Genomic DNA, 22982 nt, shown 5'->3' with positions numbered 1-22982 from the left:
CTGGCAACAACATTCATCAATCACTCGGAACGCCATCGTGATCGGGTACATCTCCGACAATCTGCTGATACCAATCCTGGATTTTTTCTACGGTTTGGTCCCAAGCTATGGCCTGGCGATCGTGGCTCTCACGGTGGTAATTCGCCTGGCTCTCTTCCCTCTCAGCGCAGGGTCCATCCGTAGTGCCAGGCGCATGCGGATTGCACAGCCTGTGATGCAGAAGCGTCAGGCAGAAATTAAGGCGCGTTATGCGAACGATCCCCAAAAGCAGCAGGCAGAACTTGGCAAGTTAATGAAGGAGTTCGGGAGCCCATTGGCGGGTTGCCTACCTCTGCTGGTTCAAATGCCGATTTTGTTCGCGTTGTTCGCGACCTTGCGTGGATCACCGTTCGCAGATGTGCCCTACACCCTCAATCTGAAGGTCCTACCTGCGGATCAAATCGCTGCAGTTGAGCCCAAGCCTTTCACAAGTGCCAGCCACTCAATTTTCATCACGGAAACCAATCACGTTCCAATCGTGGCAAGCCTTCCCGGTGGCACCAAGCTCGGCACTGGAGATAGCGTCCCCATTCAGCTCGAAACTCGTGGTGGAGAGAGTTTCCGCAATGTGATCTCCGGGGTTGATAACGGTCAAAGGTTCCTTCCTGCTTGGACGGTTACCAAGGGAGAGGGCGTTGTCAGCGTGAGTGAGACAGGAACGATTACGGCCCTCACGACCGGCGATGCCACCGTTGAAGGGAAAATCACTGGTTTGGCAGCACGCAGTGGCTTCTTGTTCATCAAAGCCCTCGGTCAGGTTGGGTTCTACACCGAGGGGGCGATCAATTGGGATATCGCGATTCTGATTGGTGCTTTCGGTCTGAGCTTGTTTGTCTCACAGCTCCTCTCTGGAATGGGGATGCCTGCCAATCCGCAGCAGTCCACTGCCAACAAGATCACTCCAGTGATGATCACTGGAATGTTCTTGTTCTTCCCGCTCCCTGCCGGCGTTTTGTTGTACATGGTGATTGCCAATATCTTCCAGGCCTTTCAAACCTTCCTGCTCACTCGCGAGGCCTTGCCCGACAATCTCCAGTCCATTCTTGATGCCCAGATATTGCAGAAATCCCAGCCTGCATCAGCCTCTGCCGGCGGTGGATCCAGCTCTGGACGCATGCCCTTCGAGCCCAAAGGCGGAAACAAATGATTCCTGGGCTCGAGCCCGTTCCGCTTCGCGAGCTGCAAGCTCTAGGTTCCGCTCGCGATTGGGTCTTTGTAGGCCAACTTGATGAACTGCCTTCTTTAACTCCAGTTCGTGGAAGCATTCAAGCCGAGCACCGTGGAAATATCCTCGAGGTTTCCGGTTCAGCGCAGACCATCGTGTGCTTGTGCTGCGATCGCTGTCTGAATCAATTCAATCGCAAATTGTCTACGGACGCCAATGAGCTGATCTGGCTTGGCGATAGTGAAGCCGCAGAGGCGATGGCTGAAGAGGGTCTCGATGTATCTGCAATTAATGGACTTGTGGAGTGCCTTGATCCAAGGGGCAGCTTTGAACCAGAGCGATGGGTATTCGAGCAATTGAGTCTTCAAATGCCAGCCGTTAATTTCTGCGGTGATGGCTGCCCAGGAATGCCTCAATTGGCCAACCAAGAGCAGCCTGCTTCGCAGACGCAAGCTGCCGATCCGCGATGGGAGGCTCTCTTGAATCTGCGCTTGGATCCTGGCGAGGAGTCGGAGGTCGGGTGTGACTGAACAGTGGGCACAACAACTCGATCTGCTCATTCGTGCGGGTACGCCTCTGATCTGGATTCGCAGTCACGAGGAGGAGCGTGTTGAATCTCTGCTGAGTCAAGCGGCCGATCGCTTGCCAGGCCGTCGATTGGCGTCTTGGGACTTTGTGAGTGGCCTGTCAGGTGTTCTTGGCAGCGAGGGACTCGGTGCTCGACAGCCGATGGTCGTTCTGCAGTGGTTGCAGGATCTGGATGGCAACAGTCCCACGCTGCTTCTACTCAAAGATGTTCATCGCTTCTGCGATGACCCAGGCATTGCTCGCATGCTGCGCAACCTCACAAGTTTGTTGCGTGGACGCCCTCACACGCTCGTGCTCGGTTGTGGCAGCTGGACGCCACCAACAGATTTAGAAGAAGCTCTCACCCTGCTCGATTTGCCCCTCCCGCAAGAACAGGAATTAATGACCTTGCTAGGGAATATTTCGAAGGCCACTGGATCGCCCCTCAATAGCGATGTGCTTGAGGAGCTCACCCATGCTTGCTGCGGATTGAGTGAATCACGGGTTCGTCACGTGGCGGCGAAGGCGTTGGCTCAGCGCGGTGAGCTAAGCCGCCAGGACCTTGCTGATGTGCTGGAGGAGAAACGCCTCGCGCTGGCTCGCAGCGAAGTGCTGGAGTTCTGTCGCACCGACGCCACCCCAGCAGATATTGGTGGGCTGGATGCTCTCAAGCAATGGTTAGAGCAGCGTCATCGTGCCTTCAGTGATGAGGCTCGGCGTTTTGGTTTGCCCCTCCCTCGTGGTGTTCTCTTGGTAGGGCCGCAGGGAACTGGTAAATCGCTGACGGCGCGAGTGATTGCCCACAGCTGGTCCATGCCACTCCTGCGCCTTGACGTAGGACGTCTGTTTGCTGGACTTGTTGGAGCGAGTGAAGCACGCACCCGCGAAATGATTCAAAGGGCTGAAGCGATGGCTCCCTGCGTGCTTTGGATTGATGAGATCGACAAAGGATTTGGCAGTGATGGCCGAAGCGATGGCGGAACAAGTCAACGGGTCTTAGCCACCGTTCTGACCTGGATGGCAGAAAAAACGTCCCCTGTGTTTGTGGTGGCTACAGCCAATGGAGTGGAACGGCTGCCGGCTGAACTCCTAAGGAAGGGCCGCTTTGATGAAATCTTTCTCCTGGATATGCCAGCTCGTTCTGAACGTCAGAGCATCATGGAATTGCATATCAGTCGCAGACGGCCAGGTCTCCGCCTTCCTGTTGAAACTGTCGTAGACCGTACGGACGGTTACTCCGGTGCTGAGCTGGAGCAAACGGTGATCGAAGCGATGCACCTTGCCTTTGCGGAGGGCCGTGAATTGGCTGAGTCAGATTTGATTCAAGCTGCGGCTCAATTGGTTCCTCTATCGCGTACCGCCAAAGAACAATTGGAAGGCCTGAAGCAATGGGCTAGTAGCGGCCGGGCACGTCCTGCTTCATTGCGACTGGTAACGAACCCTGACAGGGCGTAACGACCAGGCGCCTAGGTCCAGACAACGTTTGGCGACCTCCGTATGTTTCATCAATAGTGCTCTTATGTTCGTGAATCGTGTTTCCGATCTCACCACCCAACTCGCTGTTGCATGTCTTGGTGCTGGTGTGATCACCACCGTTGCGGTCGCTCAGGGTCAGAACCCACTGACAGCCCTCGGCATCACATTGTTCTCGGCTATTGCCGCGGTCATGGTTGGACAAGTTCTCTAAGAACTTTGATCGTCTGTTCTGAACCGAGACTTAGGCTTTCGAGCCTCCCCCTTCAGAATTTCCGTGCTTGACCAGCGCCTGTTGCGTGATAACCCCGAACTGATTTCCCGCGAGTTGGGACGTAGGGGGATGGATGTTGATCTCACAGGTCTTCAGCTGATTGCAAAGCTGCAACGCGATCTAGAGGAGCGTCGAAGCGGTCTTCAAGCAGAAGGCAACCGCATTGGGAAGGAAGTTGGTCAGCGCATTCAAGCCGGTGCTGATCCCAAAGGGGCTGAAGTGGCTGAACTGCGCCTACAAGGCAACCAAATCAAGCAGAAGGTGGCCATTCTCGAGGATGAAGAGAAGCAGCTCACGGCGCAGTTGCGTGAAGAGCTTCTGAGCTACCCCAATCTGCCTTCAGAGGCATGTCCAGACGGTCGCAGCGAAGACGACAACAAAGAGGTGCGTCGCTGGGGTGATCCCCGGGTAGAAGACGGTCTCAAGGAGCATTGGCAAATCGCAGAGCAGTTGTCTTTGCTCGACACGGAGCGCTCCGTGAGAATCGCCCAGAGCCGCTTTGTGACCTTGTTTGGGCAAGGCGCTCGGCTGGAGCGAGCGCTCATCAACTTCATGCTGGACCTGCACACGGGGAAGGGCTATCGCGAGGTGCTTCCTCCGGTCTTGGTGAACAGCGCAAGCCTGACTGGATCAGGGCAACTGCCGAAATTTGCGGAAGAAAGCTTCCGATGTGCGGACGATGACCTCTGGTTGACGCCAACCGCTGAAGTTCCGCTCACCTCTCTGCATCGCGACGAAATTATTCCTTCGGATCAATTGCCGTTGCGTTATGTGGCCTACAGCCCCTGCTTTCGCAGGGAGGCCGGTAGCTATGGACGCGACACGCGGGGCTTGATTCGCCTGCATCAGTTCAACAAAGTTGAGCTTTATTGGTTTGTCCATCCCGAGCACTCTGAAGAGGCTCATGAACTGATCACTGCTGACGCCGAAGCCGTTCTTCAGGCTTTGGAGTTGCCCTATCGCGTGCTCGAGCTCTGCACGGGTGATCTGGGTTTCTCAGCCGCCCGTACTTATGACCTCGAAGTTTGGTTGGCGGGTGCAGGTGCGTATAGAGAAATTTCAAGCTGCAGTGTGTGTTCCGATTTCCAGGCCCGTCGCTCCTCCATCCGTACGAAAGACGGCAAGACCACTCGCTTGGTTCACACCCTCAATGGCAGTGGCCTTGCGATTGGCCGCACCATGGCTGCTTTGCTTGAGAATGGGCAACAGCCAGACGGAAGCGTGAAGCTTCCCCAGGCTTTGGTTCCTTACTTCGGTTGCGATCGTCTCCAGCCAGAATGAACCAATTAATGGATCAGATATGAACGTTCTGGCAGCACTGTTGGTTCTAGGGCTGCTGATCGTGATCCATGAGGCTGGTCACTTTCTTGCAGCCAGATTTCAGAACATTCGTGTGAACGGATTTTCAATTGGATTTGGACCTGCCCTTTGGAAACTTGAGAGTGGAGGCGTGACCTACGCCTTACGCGCTCTTCCCCTTGGCGGATTCGTCTCCTTCCCTGACGACGATGAAGACAGTCCAATTCCTGCGGATGACCCTGATCTTCTTCGCAATCGCCCGATTCCACAGAGAGCCCTGGTCATTAGTGCAGGGGTGCTTGCCAATTTGCTGCTTGCCTGGGTCGTTCTCGTAGGACATACCGCCCTGGCAGGAGTGCCAGGCGATCCAGATCCTGGGGTGCTGGTGATGGCTGTTCAGCAGGGAGAACCCGCTGAGAAAGCGGGCTTGCAGCCTGGTGATCAAATTCTGAGCATCGAGGGACTGTCCCTTGGTCGTGGAGAGAAGGCCGTAAAGGACGCTGTTATGCCAGTAAAAGACAACCCCTCCAGAGCTCTCTCAGTTGAGGTTCAGAGAAATGGAATGGTTCGAGTAATCCAGCTCACTCCGGAAGACCATCAAGGGCAGGGTCGCATCGGTGCTCAGCTTCAGGCCAATTTCACTGGAACGACTCGTCCTGTTCATGGTTTGGGTGAAGCGATCGCGAGTGGATCGGAGCAATTCGGTGGGCTTTTGCAACGCACCGTGTCTGGATATGGAGCCCTTCTCACGGACTTTGGAACGACAGCGCAGCAGGTGAGTGGTCCGGTCAAGATCGTGGAGATGGGTGCCCAGCTCTCCAGTCAGGGAGGAAGTGGTCTAGCCCTGTTTATGGCTTTGATTTCGATCAATCTCGCCGTGCTCAATGCACTCCCATTGCCGCTGCTTGATGGAGGGCAGTTGGTGTTCATTCTTTTGGAAGGGGTCCGCGGACGACCTATCCCTGAGCGCTTTCAGTTGATCGTGATGCAGTCCAGCTTTTTGCTTGTGGTTGGACTGAGTGTTCTTTTGATCGTGCGCGATACAAGTCAACTCTCAGTTGTTCAGCGCTTGCTTGGTCAGTGAACGGATAGAGTGGCGCTTCAAGACGTCTGATCTGACTCGCTGCATGGCCAAGAAGTCGATGATTGCCCGCGATGTGAAGCGGAAAAAAATGGTCGAGCGCTTTTCCGACAGGCGCGCAGCTCTCATGGCTGCGTTCCATGCCGCTAAGGATCCGATGGAGCGCCTCGAAATTCACCGCAAAATTCAAGGTTTGCCTCGCAACAGCGCCCCAAACCGTGTTCGCAACCGTTGCTGGGCCACGGGTAAGCCTCGTGGTGTGTACCGCGATTTTGGTCTCTGCCGCAATCAGTTACGTGAGCGTGCTCACAAGGGTGAGCTGCCTGGTGTTGTGAAGTCCAGCTGGTGATTTGACATCACTTTTCTGCTATCCATCGAATGAAGAGGTGAGTGATCGCCTCTTTTTTTGTGACTTTTTTTACGGCGATGGATCTGTTGGATTTTGTGGATCTAACCGGATAACCCCAACAACGGGTTCCGCTCAAATGTAAGAATCAGTGTTGACAGAAAGACATAAACCAACGTGCAAGGTCAGACGCAGTCGATCTCCTTTGACGGTCGGGAGATACGGCTGACCACAGGGAGGTATGCCCCCCAAGCCGGCGGCTCGGTGATGATTGAGTGCGGAGACACCTCCGTACTGGTCACGGCTACACGCTCCAAAGGTCGAGATGGAATTGATTTTCTTCCGCTGATCTGTGATTACGAAGAGCGCCTCTATGCAGCAGGCAGGATTCCTGGAAGTTTTATGCGGCGTGAGAGTCGCCCTCCAGAGCGCGCCACGCTCATTTGCCGACTCATCGATCGACCAATGCGTCCGCTGTTTCCCAGCTGGCTTCGGGACGATTTACAGATTGTTGCGACTTGCATGTCGCTCGATGAGCGGGTTCCGGCTGATGTGCTTGCTGTAACAGGGGCCTCCATGGCCACCCTCCTGGCAAAGATTCCGTTCTATGGGCCGATGGCCGCAGTTCGCGTCGGTCTGCTGGGTGACGATTTTGTGCTGAATCCCAGCTACAGGGAGATCGAGCGCGGCGATTTAGATCTCGTTGTCGCTGGCACCCCACAAGGTGTGGTGATGGTGGAAGCCGGTGCGAATCAGCTTCCTGAGGGGGATGTCATTGAAGCGATCGACTTTGGCTACGAAGCTGTTTCTGAGTTGATCAAAGCTCAGCAATCCATCCTCAAAGAGGCGGGGATCGAGCAAGTGATTCCAGAGGCTCCAGAACAAGACAAAACGCTGCCTGTTTATCTGGAGAAAGCCTGCAGCAAGTCGATTGGTGAGGTGCTTGGTCAGTTCGAGCAAACCAAGGCTGAGCGTGACGAGAAGCTGGACGCCATCCGCAGCACAACAGCAGAAACGATTCAGGGCCTTAAGGACTCTGATCCGGTTCGAGTTGCGGTGAGTGCCAACGGCAAGGCCCTTCCGAACAGTTTCAAAGCGCTCACCAAAACGTTGATGCGCCAGCAAATCCTCAAGGACGGCAAAAGGGTTGATGGTCGCAACCTTGATCAGGTGCGTCCAATCAGTGCCGCTGCAGGAGTGCTTCCTAAGCGAGTGCATGGCTCAGGTTTATTTCAACGTGGCCTCACCCAGGTGTTGTCGACCGCCACTCTCGGCACGCCAAGTGATGCTCAGGAGATGGATGATCTCAATCCAAGCAACGAAAAAACCTACCTCCACCACTACAACTTCCCTGCTTATTCCGTCGGTGAGACCAGGCCCATGCGTTCTCCGGGACGCCGTGAAATTGGCCACGGTGCGTTGGCCGAACGGGCCATCGTCCCCGTGCTCCCCGCGAAAGACACCTTCCCCTACGTGGTGCGTGTTGTCAGCGAAGTGTTGAGCTCTAATGGCTCCACCTCAATGGGTTCCGTTTGTGGAAGCACGTTGGCTCTAATGGATGCCGGTGTTCCGCTGAAGTCGCCTGTGAGTGGTGCGGCGATGGGCCTTATCAAGGAGGGAGATGAGGTCAAAATCCTCACCGATATTCAAGGCATTGAAGACTTCCTTGTCGACATGGATTTCAAAGTGGCGGGTACCGATAAGGGAATTACTGCCCTGCAGATGGACATGAAGATCACGGGCCTTCCCGTGAGCATCGTTGCTGATGCGGTGAATCAGGCTCGCCCTGCGCGTCTCCACATCCTTGAAAAGATGATGGAGGCGATCGAAAGTCCTCGCGAGGGTCTCTCCCCTCACGCACCACGTCTGCTGAGTTTCCGCATTGACCCTGAGCTGATTGGCACCGTGATCGGTCCTGGTGGTCGCACCATCAAGAACATCACGGAGCGAACCAACACCAAGATCGATATTGAGGACAGTGGCATTGTCACCATTGCCTCTCACGATGGTGCTGCGGCAGAGGAAGCTCAGAAAATCATTGAAGGCCTCACCCGCAAGGTGAATGAGGGCGAAGTGTTTACGGGCTCCATTACCCGCATCATTCCGATTGGTGCCTTTGTGGAAATTCTGCCTGGCAAAGAGGGCATGATTCACATTTCACAGCTTTCTGAGGCACGGGTCGAAAAAGTTGAAGATGTGGTGAAGGTGGGCGATGAGGTCACCGTGCGCGTGCGTGAAATCGACAATCGCGGCCGTATCAACCTCACCCTGCGTGGCGTTCCCCAGAGCGGTGAGTCTGCTGACTCACAACCGGCTCCCACGCCAGTAGCACCCCTCTCCTAAGAGGGGTCCACTCAGGCCTAAACCTGAAAACCGGGATCGATCAATCCCATCGCCTGTGCCGCTTTCCTACACAAAGTGGCATGGGCTTTTCCATGGCTAGCGATCAAACAGCCGGCCTGGCGAACATCGCCGGTGTTGTAGATGAGCTCTCTGCCATCTGCATGGGTGAAGGCACCACCAGCTGCGAGTAGTACGGCTTCTGGAGCGGCCATATCCCAATCTTTCGGAGCACTTTTCCCAGACAGGGAGATGTACAAATCGGTTTCGCCGCGAAGGATCGTGGCCACTTTGCAGCCAACACTGCCCACCGCATGGGAATCCCCGAGTTCTAGGGCGGTGATCAACTGTTCAAGTCGCTGATCTCTGTGACTGCGGCTTGCCACCAAGGTGAGTTGGTTGGTGGCCTTTCGCTCACTGAAACGAACTGGCGTGCGTTCTCCTGAGCGGTTCTCGCACCAGGTGCCGTCACCCACCACACCAATCCAAAGCTCTTCTCGCTCTGGTACTAGCACCACCCCAAGGACCGGTCGTTGCTGATGCACTAACGCAAGATGCACGGCGTATTCGCCTGTGCCTTGCAGGAAATCTTTGGTGCCATCGAGTGGATCCAAAATCCATAACCACTCAGCAGCCAAGGGTTGCCCTTCCGTTAGTTGCTCTTTGGCGGTTTCTTCACTGAGAAGAGTCCAATCAGCGGTGGGGAAGGATTGTTTCAAGCCATCCAGGAGCCATTGATTAACCGCTAGATCAGCTGCGGAAACTGGACCTTCGCCTCCGTTGTCAACGCTCAGGGCCTTCGAAAAACCGTGAGGTGGCTGTTCTCCACGGGCATAGGCGCGCAGGATGTCTGCGGCTCCCCAGCTGAGAGGGCGAAGAACCTTTAAAACATCTTGCAGGTTGATACCGGCAAGAAGGGTTGGCGAGCTCGGCATCATGGTTTGATCTGGGCGGAGCCATTGTGAAGCAACGCGCTGAGCCTGCGGCTGGAGTGCTTTATGTCGTAGGCACTCCGATTGGCCATCTCGGTGACCTGTCGCCTCGAGCACGTGAACTGTTGATCGCAGTGGACACGATTGCCTGTGAGGACACGCGGCACAGCGGACAACTGCTGAGCCGTATCGGTTCAGCAGCTCGACGCTGCTCGTTCCATCAGCACAACACCCGCACGCGGATTCCCCAGCTGTTGCTGGAACTCGAAGACGGCCGGAGCGTTGCGGTGATCAGTGATGCCGGTTTGCCAGGGATTAGTGACCCTGGGCAGGAATTGGTCTCTGCAGCTCGCGCGTCGGCTTTTGAGGTGATTGCTATTCCTGGTCCCTGTGCGGCGACAACGGCACTGGTGAGCAGCGGGCTTCCCACGGCCCGGTTCTGTTTCGAGGGTTTTCTGCCTGCAAAAGGCCGGGAACGCCGAGATCGACTGGCCTTCATTGCCAGTGAGCAGCGCACCAGCGTGATTTATGAAGCCCCCCATCGTTTGTGTCAACTTCTGGAAGAGCTGTTTGAGCTCTGCGGTGAGGATCGCCCGTTACAAGTGGCTCGAGAACTAACGAAGCGGCATGAGCAACAGGTCGGCCCAACCGTTGGGGCAGCGCGGGTGCATTTTCAAGAGCACAGCCCTCAGGGGGAATTCACAGTGGTGTTGGGTGGAGCCGTGCCAGTAGAGATCGAAGCCTTAACTGACACTCAGTGCTGTGAGCAGTTGCTTGCACTCACGGCCGAGGGCATGAGTGCTAAGGATGCGGCCAAGCTGTTGTCCAGCCAGATTGGACGTTCGAAACGCGAGCTCTATGCGTTGCTGCATGCGGTGAGCGAACAGTCAGACTGATGGAGTCGAAAGCGATTGCAATGCTCATCCGCCTGAGACTACTTTTGTTAAGTCTGGGGAGCGGGCTGACGCTGCTGTTAGTGCTCTGTCTTGGCGCTCAGAATCTGAATGATCGCTATCGCCTCAATCTTGGCGTTGGTCAGTCTGCTCCCCTTCCCTCAGGTTTCATTGTTGGCATCAGCTTGGTATTAGGAATTGTCAGTGGCGGCAGTGTGGCCGCGGTATTGGCGCCAGCCCCTGATCAAGACCGCTAGATCAGGACTTGAGGGCAAAAAGGGAGCCCTCAACGACTAAGTGGGTGATGCCACGAGCGAGCAGATATGACGATGTTTGCGCAAAGATCTGGGTGTCTGGCACCTTGATCACGCGCTGACTGCGGCCGCATTGGCGTTTAGCAGCTCTCGGACTTGCATAGAGGCATAAGGCCTGGCGTTGCTGCTCTGAGGGATCACTGAGGCCCAATTCAGGGAACTCACTGAGCGGTCGAGGATCGAGCTCCACCGTTTTGTCCACCAGCATGTACACGCTGTCTGGCAAAAGTTCAGAGGCAAAGGGTCGGCAAATGACTTGTTGGGTGGTGACCTGAGGCAGGTCTACAGGCAGCACCGCTATTTCATGGAAGACATTTTCGTCCTCTGTGTTGAAGGTCTGGTTGTCGTCGAGGTCAGCGCTGCTGAAATCTTCGGCGTCATCGAGAGCGAGGGTTTCGGTGGTGCCATCGCCATTCCCATTACTGCCATCGCTCTCTTCCCCTCCTTCTTTCGTCGCACTTGAGGCGTCTGTTGTGACGTCTTCGAAGCTGGTTTGAGTGCTCTCGCTAGGACTGTCTTCAGCGATCTTGATTTCAGGGACGATGCCTTCTAAAGACGTGCTTTTGCGACCAGGGCTCTCTAAACCAGAGCTTTTGGCTGAACGCTGGGCTTTGAGATTGGCGTACTCCTCAGGGCTTAGCAGGGACCTGACGGTTCGACTCACCGTGTTGGTGCTGCAGCCATAGGCCACCGCGATCTGGGAGCTTGTTTCTCCAGCGCGGTACTTCTCCACAATTTCCTGCTTGTGGCTGTCGTTAAGCCGGCTGGGGGCCATCGTTCATACCGCACAGCTCTTAAGTTTAAGCGGGGTGGCGTACGTCGACTGTCAAAATGGATGAATGCTCCCTTAGCTCAGCTGGATAGAGCAACTGCCTTCTAAGCAGTCGGTCGTCGGTTCGAATCCGCCAGGGGGCGTAGCTCAAATCCCAGTCCATCACAGGGCTGGGCCTTTCTCAATTTGGCCGCTGCCAAGGGTTGAAATGGGTTTTGCTCAAAAGTTTGTCCATTCGGGTGAAAGGCTTCCCGAAGCCGCGTCGTACCACGGCGCAGCTTCTCAATCGCGTTAACTCGCCAAACTCAGCACAGCGCCACATAGGGCTGTCAAATGACTGACGACAAGCCATGGCAGCTGAAGCGTCTGCCGACGCTGATTAACCCCACTTCTGTGAAACCTGTCGAGGTTCGTTTGTACAAATCTGCCGATGAATGGTTACGTAGCACGAATATTAAAATCAGTGGCTTCATTCGTGAAGCTGTGCGATCAGTGCTGAACGAAATCAGAAGCAAAGGAAAATAAGTACAAATAAAGGAGCCCCTTGGTTCCTGGTTCATCAACAACCGCCAGCCTGTGAGCTTGGCGATGATTGATTGCCCCGGCGATGCTTGGAGTCAATGAGGGAGCCAAGATCTGCATGGCCATTCCTATTTTGTAAAAACTATATTATAAAGCCAATAGTGTATTTAGCTTTGTGATTTATTGGTAATGTTGTCGTCTCATTTGTAGGCCATGGATGGATCGCTAGCATTACTCAGTAAAGATTTACCCTTTCGATTCGTCGACAGCGAGACTTGAGCAACGTATAATAAAAAATACGCTGTCACTCTATTAAATGCTTGAAATTAATAAGATTTTTGATAAGTTTCAATTGTTTTATGTTGACGGGGAGTGGGAGGTCTCTAGCAGCAAAGAAAGGCTCTCGGTAATTAATCCTGCTACAGAAGAAAGTATTGGGAAAATTGCGCTAGCTGGTGATGCTGATGTTGAAAAAGTGGTGGCTGCAGCAACTATTGCGTTTAAAAGTTTTGGCCATTCTTCTGTAGAAGAACGTATTGATTTGTTGCAAAATATACTTAAAATTTATGAGCAAAGAGTTGATGAGTTTGCCTCAGCAATCTCAATGGAGATGGGTGCTCCAATTGATTTTGCGAGAAGCGCACAGGCGCAGGCAGGAATTGATCATCTGTCAGCCTTGATTGATGATGTAAAAGAATATAAGTTTGAACGAAAACTTAGGAATGGAGATACGATTGTTATGGAGCCGATTGGGGTTTGTGGACTCATAACACCATGGAATTGGCCAATTAACCAAATTGTTCTCAAGGTTGCTCCAGCATTAGCTGCTGGTTGTACAATGGTGTTAAAACCATCAGAATTAACCCCCCTTTCTGCAATTCTGTTCGCTGAAGTGATGCATGAAGCAGGTGTTCCAAAAGGTGTTTTTAATATGATTCATGGCCTAGGAAATGTTGCTGGTTCGGCCCTATCAAAACATCCTAATGTTGCCATGATTTCTTTCACAGGATCTACAGGAGCAGGACGTAGCATAATTCGCAATTCTGCCGAACGTATTGCCAAAACTACGCTCGAATTAGGAGGTAAATCTCCAAATTTAGTTTTTGCTGACTGTGAATTGTCGACAGCTATAGATCAAGGAATTGATGCATGTTTTATAAATTCAGGCCAGAGCTGTGATGCGGCGACAAGAATGCTTGTTGAACGCTCAGTTTATGAAAAATCAATTGAGTTGGCTCACGATAAGTGTGAGCGTATCTCAGTTGGTGACCCAACAAAATCAGGAAATCACTTGGGCCCATTGGTAAGCCAAATTCAATTTGATCGAGTTCAATCACTTATTGCTTGTGGTTTAGAAGAAGGAGCACGTTGTATCTCAGGCGGGCTGGGGAAACCTCAGGAATGCCAAGTCGGATATTTTGCACGCCCAACAGTCTTTGCAGATGTAAAAAATACTATGAAGATTGCGAGAGAAGAGATCTTTGGACCAGTTTTATGCATGATTCCGTTTGATTCAGAAAAAGAGGCAATTGAATTAGCAAATGATAATGCTTATGGATTGGCTGCATATATTCAAACTTTAGACCAAGGTCGTGCGCAAACAGTCGCACGGTTGTTGCGAAGCGGTTCCGTAAATATCAATAATTCATTTATTGCTCCTGGCTCACCATTTGGTGGTTATAAGTTATCTGGAACTGGTAGAGAAGGTGGAGCCGAGGGGGTTAATGAATACTTAGAAGTCAAGGTTATAGCATCATAATCCCAGGTTAATTGTGTTTTTTGCCGTCAATACTAGCGGCAAATTAAAATATTGAATTTGTTGGCCTTATCAGCTCCACTGGCTTCGTTTACCCCTTCCTGTCCAGTGATTGGAGAAGCGACTCCCTATGAGCAAGCCGTTGCTGTTTTTTCAATATCAATGTGCCTTAAGGGGTACGGCTACCCGAAGATGTCCAGAGACAGACATTGACTTACTGGGTAAACCACATCTCCCCCCATGTTTTGTCCAAAATCGCTGGTTCATGGGTCTCGCTTGTCCTCCCCCCGGAGCCCCCACATCAAAGATCACGACATGAAAAGCAGTATTGAGACTGGTCTTTTGGCTGCTTTCTAAACAGTTGGTCGTCGGTTCGAATCCAGCAGTGGGGGTACTGCCATAGCGCTGTCTTAATCCTTCCTCTTGTGCTGGCGTTGAAACAGGATGAGAACCAGAGTCCTATGAGAGAGCGCCCGCTCCTCTCTCGCTGCGATCTGTTCGCGTCGACACCGGAGTTCTGCGAACCCTTGAACTGCTGAGGCGCTCCTCCTGCTGAAGGCGGGCTGCGTCTGCCGGCGAATTGGCTGCGACGGCTCTCAAATTGCGATCGACTGACAAAAAGGACAATCGGATAGATGGTTAAGTCTGGCTAGTAAATCTCAGAAAGCAAGACAGCAAAAAGCACATCAGTCTCGATAAGCACAATCAACTCAAGGGAGGACGTCATGGCGCTTGCGTTGGTGATGATCCTGCTTCTGACAGATCTGGACTGAGGCCCCAAAACCCCCGTTCCAAAGAAGCGTGTCAGCCAGAAGGACTGAGCTCGTTATCGCATGGGGCTGCGGCTCGAGCTCAATCATTTTCATCTCGTCAGGAATAAATAGAAATATTGCTGTAAGGCCTGAAACCTCGCTTTGTTACGCGTTTTTCATGAATTTGAGTAAACAGCCGCCTCGTGGTGGCTGAATTGATAGCTTTCTAAATATTGGATCTTCAGATTCCCTTTAGATTCTTTGGAGTGTCGCTGGTGGGTTTGTCCCTTCTTTCTATGGCAAGTTCTAAAAGAGAGTTGGCACTGCTGGGCAGCACATTTCTTTTTGGTTATGGGGCCTTGGAGCTTGCGCTGCGTTTTGGTGGGTATTAACAGCTCTCCGCAACTCATACATGTTCATGGTTTCCAACCCATGCGTTGAATCCTTGCCATTGCCAGGCCCCTCTTCTGTTAGTGCATCGTGAGGTCACTGTTGGTTCGATACGCATCAGAGTGATAGAGCTAAATGGCAGGATCGATTGGCGTGCGATCTAGGCCATGCTGTTCGCTCATGCCTGGCGTTTGCAATGAGGTAGTCCCAAAAGATCAATAGAAATTGCCAGATCTGCTTATGAAATGAGTTGATAGGTCAGATGTATTCGCCTGTTTTGTGCTTCTCTCTCTTCCCTTGAGTTGTCTACTAGAATCGCAAAAAAAATAAACCTGTGAATAAGGCTGCCACACTCTCTCTCCTTTTCCTTTGCGCTCAGCCCTTGAGTGCGCATTCGACGGAGCTATATGGTCAGGAGTTTTTTGAAAATCCTCCTAGAAGTATTTCCATTCACAATTCATACTCAAATTCTTATCAGAGATCTTATCCTGTTATTTCATTAGAGCTGCCCAGCAACGCTGGAGCAAATCTTGAAAGAATTGCTTTGTCGCAAATCACTGGCACTGAAAGGTGGAAGTGGGGAGATAAAGATCTCACGGTTTATTCTGGATTTTACAATCTAAGGAAGCGGGGAAAAAAAGGGCTTGCAAGTATACGATTTGATGATGAGCGTGGAATCACTGAGATTGTCTTCAGTCCTTCTGTAAAGCCTGGTCAGATCGTTAGTGTCGTTATTCCAAGTATTAATCCAAGGCAGGGGATATATGAATGGTCGTCAAGTTTTTACCCCGAATCTCCTTCTCTGCCTCCCTCTCAGTCTCTTGGTCCAGTCCTGCGCTTAGATATTTACAGGTTGAATAATAAATTTTAATTTTTACTTGGACAAGTTTGTTTTGCTTTTGTATTTTGTTTGCTTTGAGGATGGGATCGAGCGCTTGTTTGATTGAGAGGGAGGTTGCTTTGAATTGCCCCATGCCACTGAAATTGTTGACCATGGTTCAGGTATGACAAAGCAATGGGCTCCTATGAATTCCAGTCGAATAACACAGCTCCTTTTGGCAGCGCTGGTGATTACTCAAGTACCCCATTTTATTAGTTTTATTTATGGCCTCAACCGCTATGAGTCTCCAGAGGCTGCGCTTAGAGCTTGTAATCAATGGGCAGAGAGCGCTGGCAAATACACAGTTAAGAGAACAGGGATTTGGACCAGTTACTCGCAGGCTCCGGTGCGTATATGCCTTAAGGAAGGTGATCACTACGTTGGGTCTGAGATTCCTCTTGATGGAGCAACGGAGATCGGTCAACACCTTGATGATCCGAAGGGCTTTCATTCCGACAGTGTCCCTAAATCCGAGGATTCGGGGAAGCGTTGGCGGTTTAGACGCAACAAATGGTCGATCACTATTCCCCTTTGAAGAAACGACTCAGCCCTTAATGCTGACGGTTGGCTCAAGAATTGAAGCAGGAGTTAGAAATCGCTATTAAGGCGACAATTGGCTCGGATTGTCGCCTTAGAGATTGTGAAGATCGAATTAGAAGCCGATTTGGTTCAGGATTCCCTGACCCGTTAGTAGCTCGGTGCCGAGGCCGATTACAAAGCCAAGCATCGCAAGACGCCCGTTCCAGGTTTCAGCAAAATTAACGAAGCCGAAGCGGGATTGTGTGTCGTTGTTAGTCATGGGTTGCTCTCAAAAACATTGAATTGGTTGTGCTCTTGTTCGGGCTTAGAAGCCCAAGGATTGCAGTAGGCCCTGATGCAAGAGGTCTTCGGTGGCAATAAGAGCCACAAATCCGAGCATTGCCAGACGGCCGTTGAGGCGTTCAGCTTTGACCAATCGTTCACATCGGATTTGCTCTGCTGCAAGATCATTCCAATAGCGTTCTTGGGCTAGAAGGGATGCCGTTGTCATGGGTGTCTCCGAGAGGGACCTGATCGGTCTATGTCCGCCGCGCTTGGCCTGGAAGAGGGGCCACCCGTATCCAGGAGTTCGGTTTCAGGGCCTTTTCAAATGGTTGGCGCAAGCACATCACTCTGTTGGTTTGCACTCAAGTGCTCGCCAATCCCAAATCGGGAAGGGGCTTGACAGCTGAAGCAGAGACCCTAGAACTCGACAAATAGTGCAGGAGTACTAGTGATTGTTGATCGTTCTCTCCGGGGCCGGAGTCAGTGTGCTGGCCAGGATGCTCCCGCATTCTTGGGAGTGAATACTGGCGACTTTGTCATTGTGCAGGCGGAGAACCACGATGCATCCAAGGTTGATGGCAATTGGTGGATGGGACAGGTGGTGTTCTGTGAAGGAGGATCCAGGGATCCGATGGTGAACACAATGTTTCAAGTCTCAGATGTAGACGATGGCTTCATCCATTGGGTGAACGGTGATGAGGTCAAGCACATTGTGCGATCGCTGGATGGTCTGCAACTCGGTTCCCATGAGTGCTACCAATTGTCAAAGGGCTGTTAAATCAATAGAAGATAGAAATCTGATGTTCTTGGAACCTGATCTGAATCTCAACTTGCTTGAAAGGGTTGGCAATTCATCCAAACTGTATTGATTTCTTTTCGCTTCTTTGGAACCTAAGCCTCTCTTGTTGATTGGGAAGAATGATGTTTGTTACTTCCTTTGATTTGGCTTCCAAGGTTGAATGATTCTTGATTGATATGCCTTGCCTGGAGAGTCTTAGGTTTCGTTCATCTTTTTGATAGTGTTCAAGATTCTGAACGTAGATTTGCCATTCGGTCGACACTGGAGCCGATGACCTCCACGACGAAGGCGGGCAGTCCGTCGTGATCGATAGCAGGCGTGAGTCGAAACAGTAATGCATTCACCCAGGCTGTTTCCTTGTTATTAATCTCGTTCCCCCGGTCAATAAAGCCGGGTTTTTGCCGAAAGAGATGCAGAAGTACCTCCAATACATCTTGGGACGAGAGATTCTCTGGATCGATGAAAGGTAAATTTTCCCTGATGTCCATCCATGAAATGGAAGCCGAATAGTCAAACTCTTCTGATAGCACTGCAGGTGTTGATCGGTTGCTCGTGAAGGGATCGTAGCGATCCCTCCTTGCCATCCTTTGATGCAATGCCGCAGTTCTATGGACTAAACAGCAACCAACACTGTTTTTTGTTGAGGACCTTCTTCCAGCCTAAATAGCCTGCTCCGCCAAGGATAATAATCGGAAGCGTTGCTTTGATGAACCCCAAAGCAACCGAAACCACCAAAATACCAATGCCTAAGCCAATCGCGGTCTTCTTAACCATCATTTGACTCTCGTCCGTCATTATTTCCCATTTAGGTAGTTGCATGTTTGGGTTTGCTGTGTCACCTCTTTATGCCTCAATCTCTAGTTGTTGTCATGTTTGTCTGCTGTTGCGTGAGCATATGCGCCTCGAGTTGTTGATTGATCTCAGTCATCAACTCAATTGATTTTACGTAAGCTGGAGCAAGAGTTCTGAAGACAAATCGATGTTGATTGTTGAGTCAATTCGAGGGAATGAGGTGGTCATTAGCGACCGAATGTTATCATAATGGGAGATTTTGAATAGTTTAAGGTCAAGTTTTCTGGGCTAGCTGCAATTGATTTTTGCGAATTACATGTGTGATCGTGAGTCTGGTGAAGGTTTTTGACTATTGCGTCTAAGATGCGGTGCTGAATAATGGTGGTATGTTAATCCAGATTATATTAATTATTGCTTAGTCTGCTACGCGATTGAATCCAAAAGTAGAGGTTGCTTGTGCCTCTATTTCATGACGCATTCGTGAAATGGCTTCTCTTGCAAAAGCTTTCTCATTTTCCTGTGCTGTGATAATTGCTTTGGTGATCTCACGAAGTCTTTCAATGTCATCGCAAGCATCAATCTCTCTAAAAGCTGCTTCGAGTTGAAACTTTTGTTCGATTGACAAACGGTGGTTAATCATTGGTTTTTTCAACGTTCAGGCGAATCTATTGAGTTTGGATCCGTAACTGCTGTTCGGTTAGAGGTACGGTTACGGTCCTGATCTCCCAAGTGTTTTTACTGGATCGAGGGAAAACCCTTCCTCAGCGTCAAAGCAGGCTGAGGGGCGCCATACGGCACGACGATGCGACGCTGGATTAAGGTTGTAATCCACAGCCGCAAATTCCTCTCTTTGCGAGGAGACTCGAACTGATATGGATGTTGAGTTAAACAAAACAACGATCCATCTCGATCGGCCTAGTGATAAAGCAGTTGTTCAACGCGTAGCGGCTCACATTCAACGGCGTATTGTCGAAGACGATTGGAGGCCTTATGCCTCCAAGGCCGATGCTTTGGTTGCTTGGGAAAAACTTGGAGGGATTCGCTTGAAAGTGCTAAAAGCTTTGAACTTGGTCGAGTAGTTGATCAGTCAATCTGAATCATTCATCGCTTTCTGGTGGACATCTCATGTTTTACTTTATTGATGTCGTGAGACAGCAAGATGATAAAGAAAATGGAGGGAGGTTACGATTTATTCTCGCTGTTGGTATTCTGTCTGTGGCTCCAAATGTTTTGTAGCAACAGACCAGCTCTTTTCGACTTACGCGAAAAGTGAACTTAGTTTTTTGAGGTTTTGTCCAGTTGCTTCCCGTCTGAGCGAGTGGATCGTCGATGACGAAGTTCTGAGTCATTCACCCCAAAGCTTGATGATGGCTGAAAGTTTGATCAGCAGTCGCTAGATCAATGTTGGTGAGGTGTTATTCCAGCTCAGAGTGGATGGAGTTTTAATGCACGCCACTCCTAATGTGGTCGGTTTTGTTTCTGATGGCAATGCGCCATTGCACCGATGCGCTATCCACCCGTCTAAGCCACACTTTGTGTATCGAAATCGGAGGAGCCATGACGGCCGACACTCCACCTGAGCAGATCAGAGAAGCAGCCTGACCACTTGGCCCCTGCTCCAACAGTTTTTTCACCCAACGGCGAGTTCCGTCCTTCGGTAGGCAATCTCTTGAGCGCCACGTCGATCGACACTCCATCTGCACCGAACCAGGTGCCCTAAGGAGTTCAACCACTCACCACTTAGGAACCAGGCCCCAGGCGCCGAACGCCAGACGCTTCGTACTTCTCTTTCTGTTCACTGTTGTCGTTTCGAGGTTCACGCTTCTCCGATACACACTCACTGGACATTGGCTAGCGATATGTACAAACGAGCGCGCTAGGCCGTCTCTTCCATCCGGGAGGGGCGGCCTCTCTTCTTCTGATTGCTTTTTCGTTTCCGTTTCAGAACAGACCTTGATGTCAGAGCTTGGCTTGAGCCAGAACAAAGGCATCGAGGACTTTTGATGAGCCCAAACTGGATTCAAGCTGCAGGTATTGGCAGCTTTCTAGCAGCTATTTCTGCTGTCTTTATGACGGCCGTATTTGTTGTTGGCTGAGGGTTAAGACTCCAACGCTTACCCCTTGGTCTGAATGGCGTGAAGCACATGGTTGCCCGTGCTTCAGGTGCAATAGCTGCTTTGTAGTGGATTGAGATTGTGCCGTCTACGGTTTGTCGGTTCGATCTTTGCTTTACAGTCAATGCGATGATGGCTTACCTCAATGACTTGGGAATACACGCAATTGCGTTTTGTTCCGAAAGGAAAGTCTTGGACTGGAGAAATCGAGGAACTTTGGCTTGATGAAAAGCAGTTGATTTCTCGAAGACATCCACAGCATGATGTCACTTTGGTGGGATTGATGAACGAGCTTGGACAGCAGGGTTGGGAACTGATTACCTATGCACAGCCCTTCACTGGGTATCATGGTGGTTGCTATACGTTTAAACGTCAAATTAAATAGTCAAGGGCATCAAAATCCAACTTAAGTAAAACTTTCTGAGAGTATGGATGCCTTGCTTGATTTGTTGTTTCGAACGACGTTCGTCAATGTGCTTTGTGAATCGAGCTGTGTGATGCTGAGTCCTTAATCGTTGGACAGCGTGGTTTGTCAACGCATAACTGATGAGAAAGCTTTCGCTTGATGTCAATCCGCTGGTCTAGTTGACCAGTCGTTTCTAATTTCAGGACATTGTGCGTCTGGATTGGCGTTTGATGCCCTCTTCCAAGCCGAGACGCATTGTGCCGAGTCGTTCTTTAGAGCGATTTGTCGGCAGATGGTTGGTTGCGATCCCAGTGGCTTTGGCTCCAGCCTGGCTCTCTGCAGAATTGTTCCGTCTTCCCGCAGGAAGGGTGTGCGCAGCAATGAATCGGTCGTTGCAGCAGCAAGTTTCAAGTTCTGTGGCCAAGCGGCTGCAACAGGACTGCGCTCAAGCCATCGATGAAAGCGTTAATTTTTGGCTTCTCTGGTTCATTTGGGCTCTCTTGATTCGATCGAGCTATCGCTACTGGCCTTTATTGGTTGCGATGGTGGTTGAGGGTGAGAAACATGATTTCTAGCGTCTTGCTTGGGCGCTTTGATTGACAATCGTTTTGAAAGGCATGGTTGGATTCCTCTAAGCCCGTTGAATGCTTTTGATTCGTTGAGGTGATTGATCAAGTTTTTGGGTTCAGAGTTCTGTCTTTGATTACACTGTGATTATCAGCGCCCATAAAATGGAAAACGCTGTTGTTGCTGGAATCGGCCCCTAATCCCCTTTGAGGCAGGTTTGACTCGCAAGATGGCAAGTCAGGTCTTACGCATCCAGGCCTTACAAGCGGATGAATCGATTAGCTTGAGCTTTGATTTGATGCCCAATGGCATTTCATCACCAGCCCCTGTTGATGGAATGTTGCGCCACACTAGAAGCATGACGAACAGCACCCCCACGATCCTGATCTGGGTCAACCAATACAAGAAATATCAGCAGTTGATCGAGCAGGGGCTAAGTGATGAGGCCTCATGCTTGAAACAAGAAATTGATGAAGCACTGCCTTTGATTGATTTGACCTGGAAAGATTTAGAGCAAGCTGCATCAGATGGGGCCAATCCATAGCGTGGTTTTTTGTTTGAGAAGGGCATCTGAGGACTTCACTGTCTTATTTCCTGCCATGCAGTTCTCTGAATTCTTCGAGTTTATCGAGATCTTTTTGTTCATCCATGCTGTAGTCAGTAAGGATGAGAGCCTTCCCAATCGTTCCAAGAGCATATTCAAGACGATCAAGATTTTTGCGTCCCTCTTCATCAGATCGAGCGGCTCGAATTACATTAGGCTTGAGCTGATCCGCGAGTTTTTCCATCTCATTGGCAATGTCGCGTGCCTGATCGAGAGGTGTTGTCATGGAGATCCTGAAAATACTACTTTGGTAGTCTTTGGCAATTGTAATTTAGTTGCGAAGCATCCTTAATCTCAATCCTTCGTAAACCCTTTTAAAATAATATTGATTCAATATTTGGAGGTTTTTGTAGGTTTGTTCTGTTAGGTCGGGCTCAACATGGCATGGGCATTGCATTGGCTTTCGGGCTTAGGACCCTGAAATTCTGCTTTTCAGTGCCAGAACCGTCAGTAATGCTCTGAGTTTGTTTGTTAACCCTGCCATAATCGCTCAACGTGAGTAAGTTGAGCGAAGACCTGTTCGGATCAGCAGCACAGCACTATGGCGTCATATTCATTTGATGTGGTTTCAGATTTTGACCGCCAGGAGCTGGTTAATACTCTGGATCAAGTCCGCCGAGATGTTGGAAATCGCTACGACCTTAAGGACTCAGGTACAGAGATTGATCTAGCGGAAACGGAAGTGGTCATTACCACAGCTAGTGACATGACATTGCAGGCAGTTGAAGATATCTTGAGGACTAAAGCAACAAAGCGAGATCTTTCTCTAAAGATTTTTGACTTCCAAACTCCTGAAGCTGTTGGGGGGAATCGTGTGAAGCAGGTTGTTCAATTGCGAAAGGGGCTCAGTCAAGAGCTTGCCAAAAAGCTCAGCAAAATGGTCCGCGATGAATTGAAGAAGGTCACGGTTGCGATTCAAGGGGAAAGTCTTCGTATTACGGGCAAGAGTAAGGATGATCTTCAGGCTGCGATTCAACTCGTGAAAAGCAAGGAAGAAGAACTAGATGTTCCGCTTCAATTTGAAAATTATCGCTGAATCTAGGTTTCTTCTCTAATTTCTGCTTGAAGTCTAATATTTAGTAATCCTCGATTGCAGCTTGC

General features: G+C 50.8%; 28 protein-coding genes and 1 tRNA gene. 21 read left to right on the top strand and 8 right to left on the bottom strand.

Annotated elements, in window-relative coordinates; genetic code table 11:
* The first annotated feature begins 37 nt into the window (after positions 1 to 37).
* From yidC to SYNC_RS09595, 8 genes are all read left to right on the top strand, one after another.
* Complete coding sequence (gene yidC, locus SYNC_RS09625) at positions 38 to 1186, top strand: membrane protein insertase YidC (protein ID WP_011620009.1); 1149 nt, start codon at positions 38 to 40, stop codon at positions 1184 to 1186.
* On the top strand, positions 1183 to 1734 hold the full coding sequence (locus SYNC_RS09620) for a DUF177 domain-containing protein (protein WP_011620008.1): 552 nt from the start codon (positions 1183 to 1185) through the stop codon (positions 1732 to 1734). The genes yidC and SYNC_RS09620 overlap by 4 nt, the downstream gene beginning before the upstream one ends.
* A complete protein-coding gene (locus tag SYNC_RS09615; protein WP_011620007.1) occupies positions 1727 to 3226 on the top strand; it encodes an AAA family ATPase in 1500 nt (499 codons plus the stop codon). The genes SYNC_RS09620 and SYNC_RS09615 overlap by 8 nt, the downstream gene beginning before the upstream one ends.
* Before the next feature lie 70 nt (positions 3227 to 3296).
* Positions 3297 to 3458 (top strand): hypothetical protein, encoded by a 162-nt coding sequence (locus SYNC_RS14745; protein ID WP_237699205.1) that lies wholly within the window; start codon positions 3297 to 3299, stop codon positions 3456 to 3458.
* Between the two features lie 63 nt (positions 3459 to 3521).
* Positions 3522 to 4799 carry a serine--tRNA ligase gene (gene serS / locus SYNC_RS09610; RefSeq protein ID WP_011620005.1) on the top strand — a complete coding sequence of 426 codons (1278 nt, stop codon included), beginning with the start codon at positions 3522 to 3524 and terminating at the stop codon, positions 4797 to 4799.
* Positions 4800 to 4818: 19 nt separating this feature from the next.
* Positions 4819 to 5901: an RIP metalloprotease RseP gene (rseP, locus tag SYNC_RS09605; RefSeq protein WP_011620004.1), complete on the top strand. Its 1083-nt coding sequence runs from the start codon at positions 4819 to 4821 to the stop codon at positions 5899 to 5901.
* A 43-nt stretch (positions 5902 to 5944) separates the two neighbouring features.
* The gene (rpsN, locus tag SYNC_RS09600; RefSeq protein WP_011620003.1) at positions 5945 to 6247 is read left to right on the top strand and encodes a 30S ribosomal protein S14; all 303 of its coding nucleotides are present in this window, start codon (positions 5945 to 5947) and stop codon (positions 6245 to 6247) included.
* A 174-nt stretch (positions 6248 to 6421) separates the two neighbouring features.
* On the top strand, positions 6422 to 8587 hold the full coding sequence (locus SYNC_RS09595) for a polyribonucleotide nucleotidyltransferase (protein ID WP_011620002.1): 2166 nt from the start codon (positions 6422 to 6424) through the stop codon (positions 8585 to 8587).
* A 17-nt stretch (positions 8588 to 8604) separates the two neighbouring features.
* On the opposite strand, the gene SYNC_RS09590 is transcribed toward SYNC_RS09595, so the two are convergent.
* Positions 8605 to 9522: a 3'(2'),5'-bisphosphate nucleotidase CysQ gene (locus SYNC_RS09590; RefSeq protein WP_011620001.1), complete on the bottom strand. Its 918-nt coding sequence runs from the start codon at positions 9520 to 9522 to the stop codon at positions 8605 to 8607.
* 23 nt (positions 9523 to 9545) lie between these two features.
* Here SYNC_RS09590 and rsmI point away from each other — a divergent pair, with 23 nt between their 5' ends.
* Together rsmI and SYNC_RS09580 are read left to right on the top strand one after the other, a co-directional pair.
* The gene (rsmI, locus tag SYNC_RS09585; protein ID WP_011620000.1) at positions 9546 to 10412 is read left to right on the top strand and encodes a 16S rRNA (cytidine(1402)-2'-O)-methyltransferase; all 867 of its coding nucleotides are present in this window, start codon (positions 9546 to 9548) and stop codon (positions 10410 to 10412) included.
* A 20-nt stretch (positions 10413 to 10432) separates the two neighbouring features.
* The gene (locus SYNC_RS09580; RefSeq protein WP_041427068.1) at positions 10433 to 10666 is read left to right on the top strand and encodes a hypothetical protein; all 234 of its coding nucleotides are present in this window, start codon (positions 10433 to 10435) and stop codon (positions 10664 to 10666) included.
* Between the two features lies 1 nt (position 10667).
* Here SYNC_RS09580 and SYNC_RS09575 read toward each other — a convergent pair whose 3' ends face one another.
* The gene (locus tag SYNC_RS09575; RefSeq protein WP_011619998.1) at positions 10668 to 11498 is read right to left on the bottom strand and encodes a helix-turn-helix domain-containing protein; all 831 of its coding nucleotides are present in this window, start codon (positions 11496 to 11498) and stop codon (positions 10668 to 10670) included.
* Positions 11499 to 11564: 66 nt separating this feature from the next.
* On the opposite strand from SYNC_RS09575, the gene SYNC_RS09570 reads away from it, so the two are divergent.
* From SYNC_RS09570 to SYNC_RS09550, 5 genes are all read left to right on the top strand, one after another.
* A tRNA-Arg gene (locus SYNC_RS09570) sits at positions 11565 to 11638 on the top strand.
* Positions 11639 to 11828: 190 nt separating this feature from the next.
* Entirely contained in the window at positions 11829 to 12020 is a 192-nt protein-coding gene (locus SYNC_RS09565; protein WP_011619997.1) for a hypothetical protein, read from the top strand.
* Positions 12021 to 12333: 313 nt separating this feature from the next.
* Complete coding sequence (locus SYNC_RS09560) at positions 12334 to 13776, top strand: aldehyde dehydrogenase family protein (RefSeq protein ID WP_011619995.1); 1443 nt, start codon at positions 12334 to 12336, stop codon at positions 13774 to 13776.
* A 1521-nt stretch (positions 13777 to 15297) separates the two neighbouring features.
* On the top strand, positions 15298 to 15786 hold the full coding sequence (locus tag SYNC_RS13875; RefSeq protein WP_237699204.1) for a DUF2808 domain-containing protein: 489 nt from the start codon (positions 15298 to 15300) through the stop codon (positions 15784 to 15786).
* Between the two features lie 133 nt (positions 15787 to 15919).
* Complete coding sequence (locus SYNC_RS09550) at positions 15920 to 16330, top strand: hypothetical protein (RefSeq protein ID WP_041426650.1); 411 nt, start codon at positions 15920 to 15922, stop codon at positions 16328 to 16330.
* A 117-nt stretch (positions 16331 to 16447) separates the two neighbouring features.
* Here SYNC_RS09550 and SYNC_RS09545 read toward each other — a convergent pair whose 3' ends face one another.
* Entirely contained in the window at positions 16448 to 16594 is a 147-nt protein-coding gene (locus SYNC_RS09545; RefSeq protein ID WP_011619990.1) for a chlorophyll a/b-binding protein, read from the bottom strand.
* Positions 16595 to 16639: 45 nt separating this feature from the next.
* Positions 16640 to 16825, bottom strand: coding sequence for a chlorophyll a/b-binding protein (locus SYNC_RS09540; protein ID WP_011619989.1), 186 nt, complete (start codon positions 16823 to 16825; stop codon positions 16640 to 16642).
* 222 nt (positions 16826 to 17047) lie between these two features.
* On the opposite strand from SYNC_RS09540, the gene SYNC_RS09535 reads away from it, so the two are divergent.
* Positions 17048 to 17377: a DUF3104 domain-containing protein gene (locus tag SYNC_RS09535; protein WP_011619988.1), complete on the top strand. Its 330-nt coding sequence runs from the start codon at positions 17048 to 17050 to the stop codon at positions 17375 to 17377.
* Positions 17378 to 17622: 245 nt separating this feature from the next.
* Here SYNC_RS09535 and SYNC_RS09530 read toward each other — a convergent pair whose 3' ends face one another.
* From SYNC_RS09530 to SYNC_RS09520, 3 genes are all read right to left on the bottom strand, one after another.
* The gene (locus tag SYNC_RS09530) at positions 17623 to 17982 is read right to left on the bottom strand and encodes a hypothetical protein (protein ID WP_237699203.1); all 360 of its coding nucleotides are present in this window, start codon (positions 17980 to 17982) and stop codon (positions 17623 to 17625) included.
* Between the two features lie 22 nt (positions 17983 to 18004).
* Positions 18005 to 18193 carry a hypothetical protein gene (locus SYNC_RS09525; RefSeq protein ID WP_237699202.1) on the bottom strand — a complete coding sequence of 63 codons (189 nt, stop codon included), beginning with the start codon at positions 18191 to 18193 and terminating at the stop codon, positions 18005 to 18007.
* 412 nt (positions 18194 to 18605) lie between these two features.
* Positions 18606 to 18842, bottom strand: coding sequence for a hypothetical protein (locus SYNC_RS09520; RefSeq protein WP_011619984.1), 237 nt, complete (start codon positions 18840 to 18842; stop codon positions 18606 to 18608).
* Positions 18843 to 19062: 220 nt separating this feature from the next.
* On the opposite strand from SYNC_RS09520, the gene SYNC_RS15045 reads away from it, so the two are divergent.
* The 4 genes from SYNC_RS15045 (at position 19063) to SYNC_RS09500 (ending at position 21821) form a co-directional block, all read left to right on the top strand.
* Positions 19063 to 19269 (top strand): hypothetical protein, encoded by a 207-nt coding sequence (locus SYNC_RS15045; protein WP_011619983.1) that lies wholly within the window; start codon positions 19063 to 19065, stop codon positions 19267 to 19269.
* 1180 nt (positions 19270 to 20449) lie between these two features.
* The gene (locus SYNC_RS09510) at positions 20450 to 20689 is read left to right on the top strand and encodes a hypothetical protein (protein WP_011619980.1); all 240 of its coding nucleotides are present in this window, start codon (positions 20450 to 20452) and stop codon (positions 20687 to 20689) included.
* Between the two features lie 251 nt (positions 20690 to 20940).
* Positions 20941 to 21285, top strand: a complete 345-nt coding sequence (locus tag SYNC_RS09505; protein ID WP_041427065.1) for a hypothetical protein — start codon at positions 20941 to 20943, stop codon at positions 21283 to 21285.
* 221 nt (positions 21286 to 21506) lie between these two features.
* Positions 21507 to 21821, top strand: coding sequence for a hypothetical protein (locus tag SYNC_RS09500; protein WP_237699201.1), 315 nt, complete (start codon positions 21507 to 21509; stop codon positions 21819 to 21821).
* A 43-nt stretch (positions 21822 to 21864) separates the two neighbouring features.
* On the opposite strand, the gene SYNC_RS09495 is transcribed toward SYNC_RS09500, so the two are convergent.
* Positions 21865 to 22107: a hypothetical protein gene (locus tag SYNC_RS09495; protein ID WP_011619977.1), complete on the bottom strand. Its 243-nt coding sequence runs from the start codon at positions 22105 to 22107 to the stop codon at positions 21865 to 21867.
* Between the two features lie 315 nt (positions 22108 to 22422).
* On the opposite strand from SYNC_RS09495, the gene SYNC_RS09490 reads away from it, so the two are divergent.
* Complete coding sequence (locus SYNC_RS09490) at positions 22423 to 22917, top strand: YajQ family cyclic di-GMP-binding protein (RefSeq protein ID WP_011619976.1); 495 nt, start codon at positions 22423 to 22425, stop codon at positions 22915 to 22917.
* The last annotated feature ends 65 nt before the right edge of the window (positions 22918 to 22982 follow it).

It is taken from the genome of Synechococcus sp. CC9311 (genome assembly GCF_000014585.1).
Classification (GTDB): Bacteria; Cyanobacteriota; Cyanobacteriia; order PCC-6307; family Cyanobiaceae; genus Synechococcus_C.
The sequence above is the reverse complement of the archived record's forward strand: the minus strand, read 5'-3'. Positions and strand labels throughout refer to the sequence as shown.

Coding starts and splice junctions, on each gene's coding strand:
- SYNC_RS09620 (WP_011620008.1), top strand. CDS start 1,183: ATGATTCCTGGGCTCGAGCCCGTTCCGCTTCGCGAGCTGCAAGCTCTA.
- rseP (WP_011620004.1), top strand. CDS start 4,819: ATGAACGTTCTGGCAGCACTGTTGGTTCTAGGGCTGCTGATCGTGATC.
- rpsN (WP_011620003.1), top strand. CDS start 5,945: ATGGCCAAGAAGTCGATGATTGCCCGCGATGTGAAGCGGAAAAAAATG.
- SYNC_RS09590 (WP_011620001.1), bottom strand. CDS start 9,522: ATGATGCCGAGCTCGCCAACCCTTCTTGCCGGTATCAACCTGCAAGAT.
- SYNC_RS09580 (WP_041427068.1), top strand. CDS start 10,433: ATGCTCATCCGCCTGAGACTACTTTTGTTAAGTCTGGGGAGCGGGCTG.
- SYNC_RS09575 (WP_011619998.1), bottom strand. CDS start 11,498: ATGGCCCCCAGCCGGCTTAACGACAGCCACAAGCAGGAAATTGTGGAG.
- SYNC_RS09565 (WP_011619997.1), top strand. CDS start 11,829: ATGACTGACGACAAGCCATGGCAGCTGAAGCGTCTGCCGACGCTGATT.
- SYNC_RS09560 (WP_011619995.1), top strand. CDS start 12,334: ATGCTTGAAATTAATAAGATTTTTGATAAGTTTCAATTGTTTTATGTT.
- SYNC_RS09550 (WP_041426650.1), top strand. CDS start 15,920: ATGACAAAGCAATGGGCTCCTATGAATTCCAGTCGAATAACACAGCTC.
- SYNC_RS09545 (WP_011619990.1), bottom strand. CDS start 16,594: ATGACTAACAACGACACACAATCCCGCTTCGGCTTCGTTAATTTTGCT.
- SYNC_RS09540 (WP_011619989.1), bottom strand. CDS start 16,825: ATGACAACGGCATCCCTTCTAGCCCAAGAACGCTATTGGAATGATCTT.
- SYNC_RS09530 (WP_237699203.1), bottom strand. CDS start 17,982: ATGGCAAGGAGGGATCGCTACGATCCCTTCACGAGCAACCGATCAACA.
- SYNC_RS09525 (WP_237699202.1), bottom strand. CDS start 18,193: ATGACGGACGAGAGTCAAATGATGGTTAAGAAGACCGCGATTGGCTTA.
- SYNC_RS15045 (WP_011619983.1), top strand. CDS start 19,063: ATGGATGTTGAGTTAAACAAAACAACGATCCATCTCGATCGGCCTAGT.
- SYNC_RS09510 (WP_011619980.1), top strand. CDS start 20,450: ATGACTTGGGAATACACGCAATTGCGTTTTGTTCCGAAAGGAAAGTCT.
- SYNC_RS09505 (WP_041427065.1), top strand. CDS start 20,941: ATGCCCTCTTCCAAGCCGAGACGCATTGTGCCGAGTCGTTCTTTAGAG.
- SYNC_RS09500 (WP_237699201.1), top strand. CDS start 21,507: ATGGCAAGTCAGGTCTTACGCATCCAGGCCTTACAAGCGGATGAATCG.
- SYNC_RS09495 (WP_011619977.1), bottom strand. CDS start 22,107: ATGACAACACCTCTCGATCAGGCACGCGACATTGCCAATGAGATGGAA.
- SYNC_RS09490 (WP_011619976.1), top strand. CDS start 22,423: ATGGCGTCATATTCATTTGATGTGGTTTCAGATTTTGACCGCCAGGAG.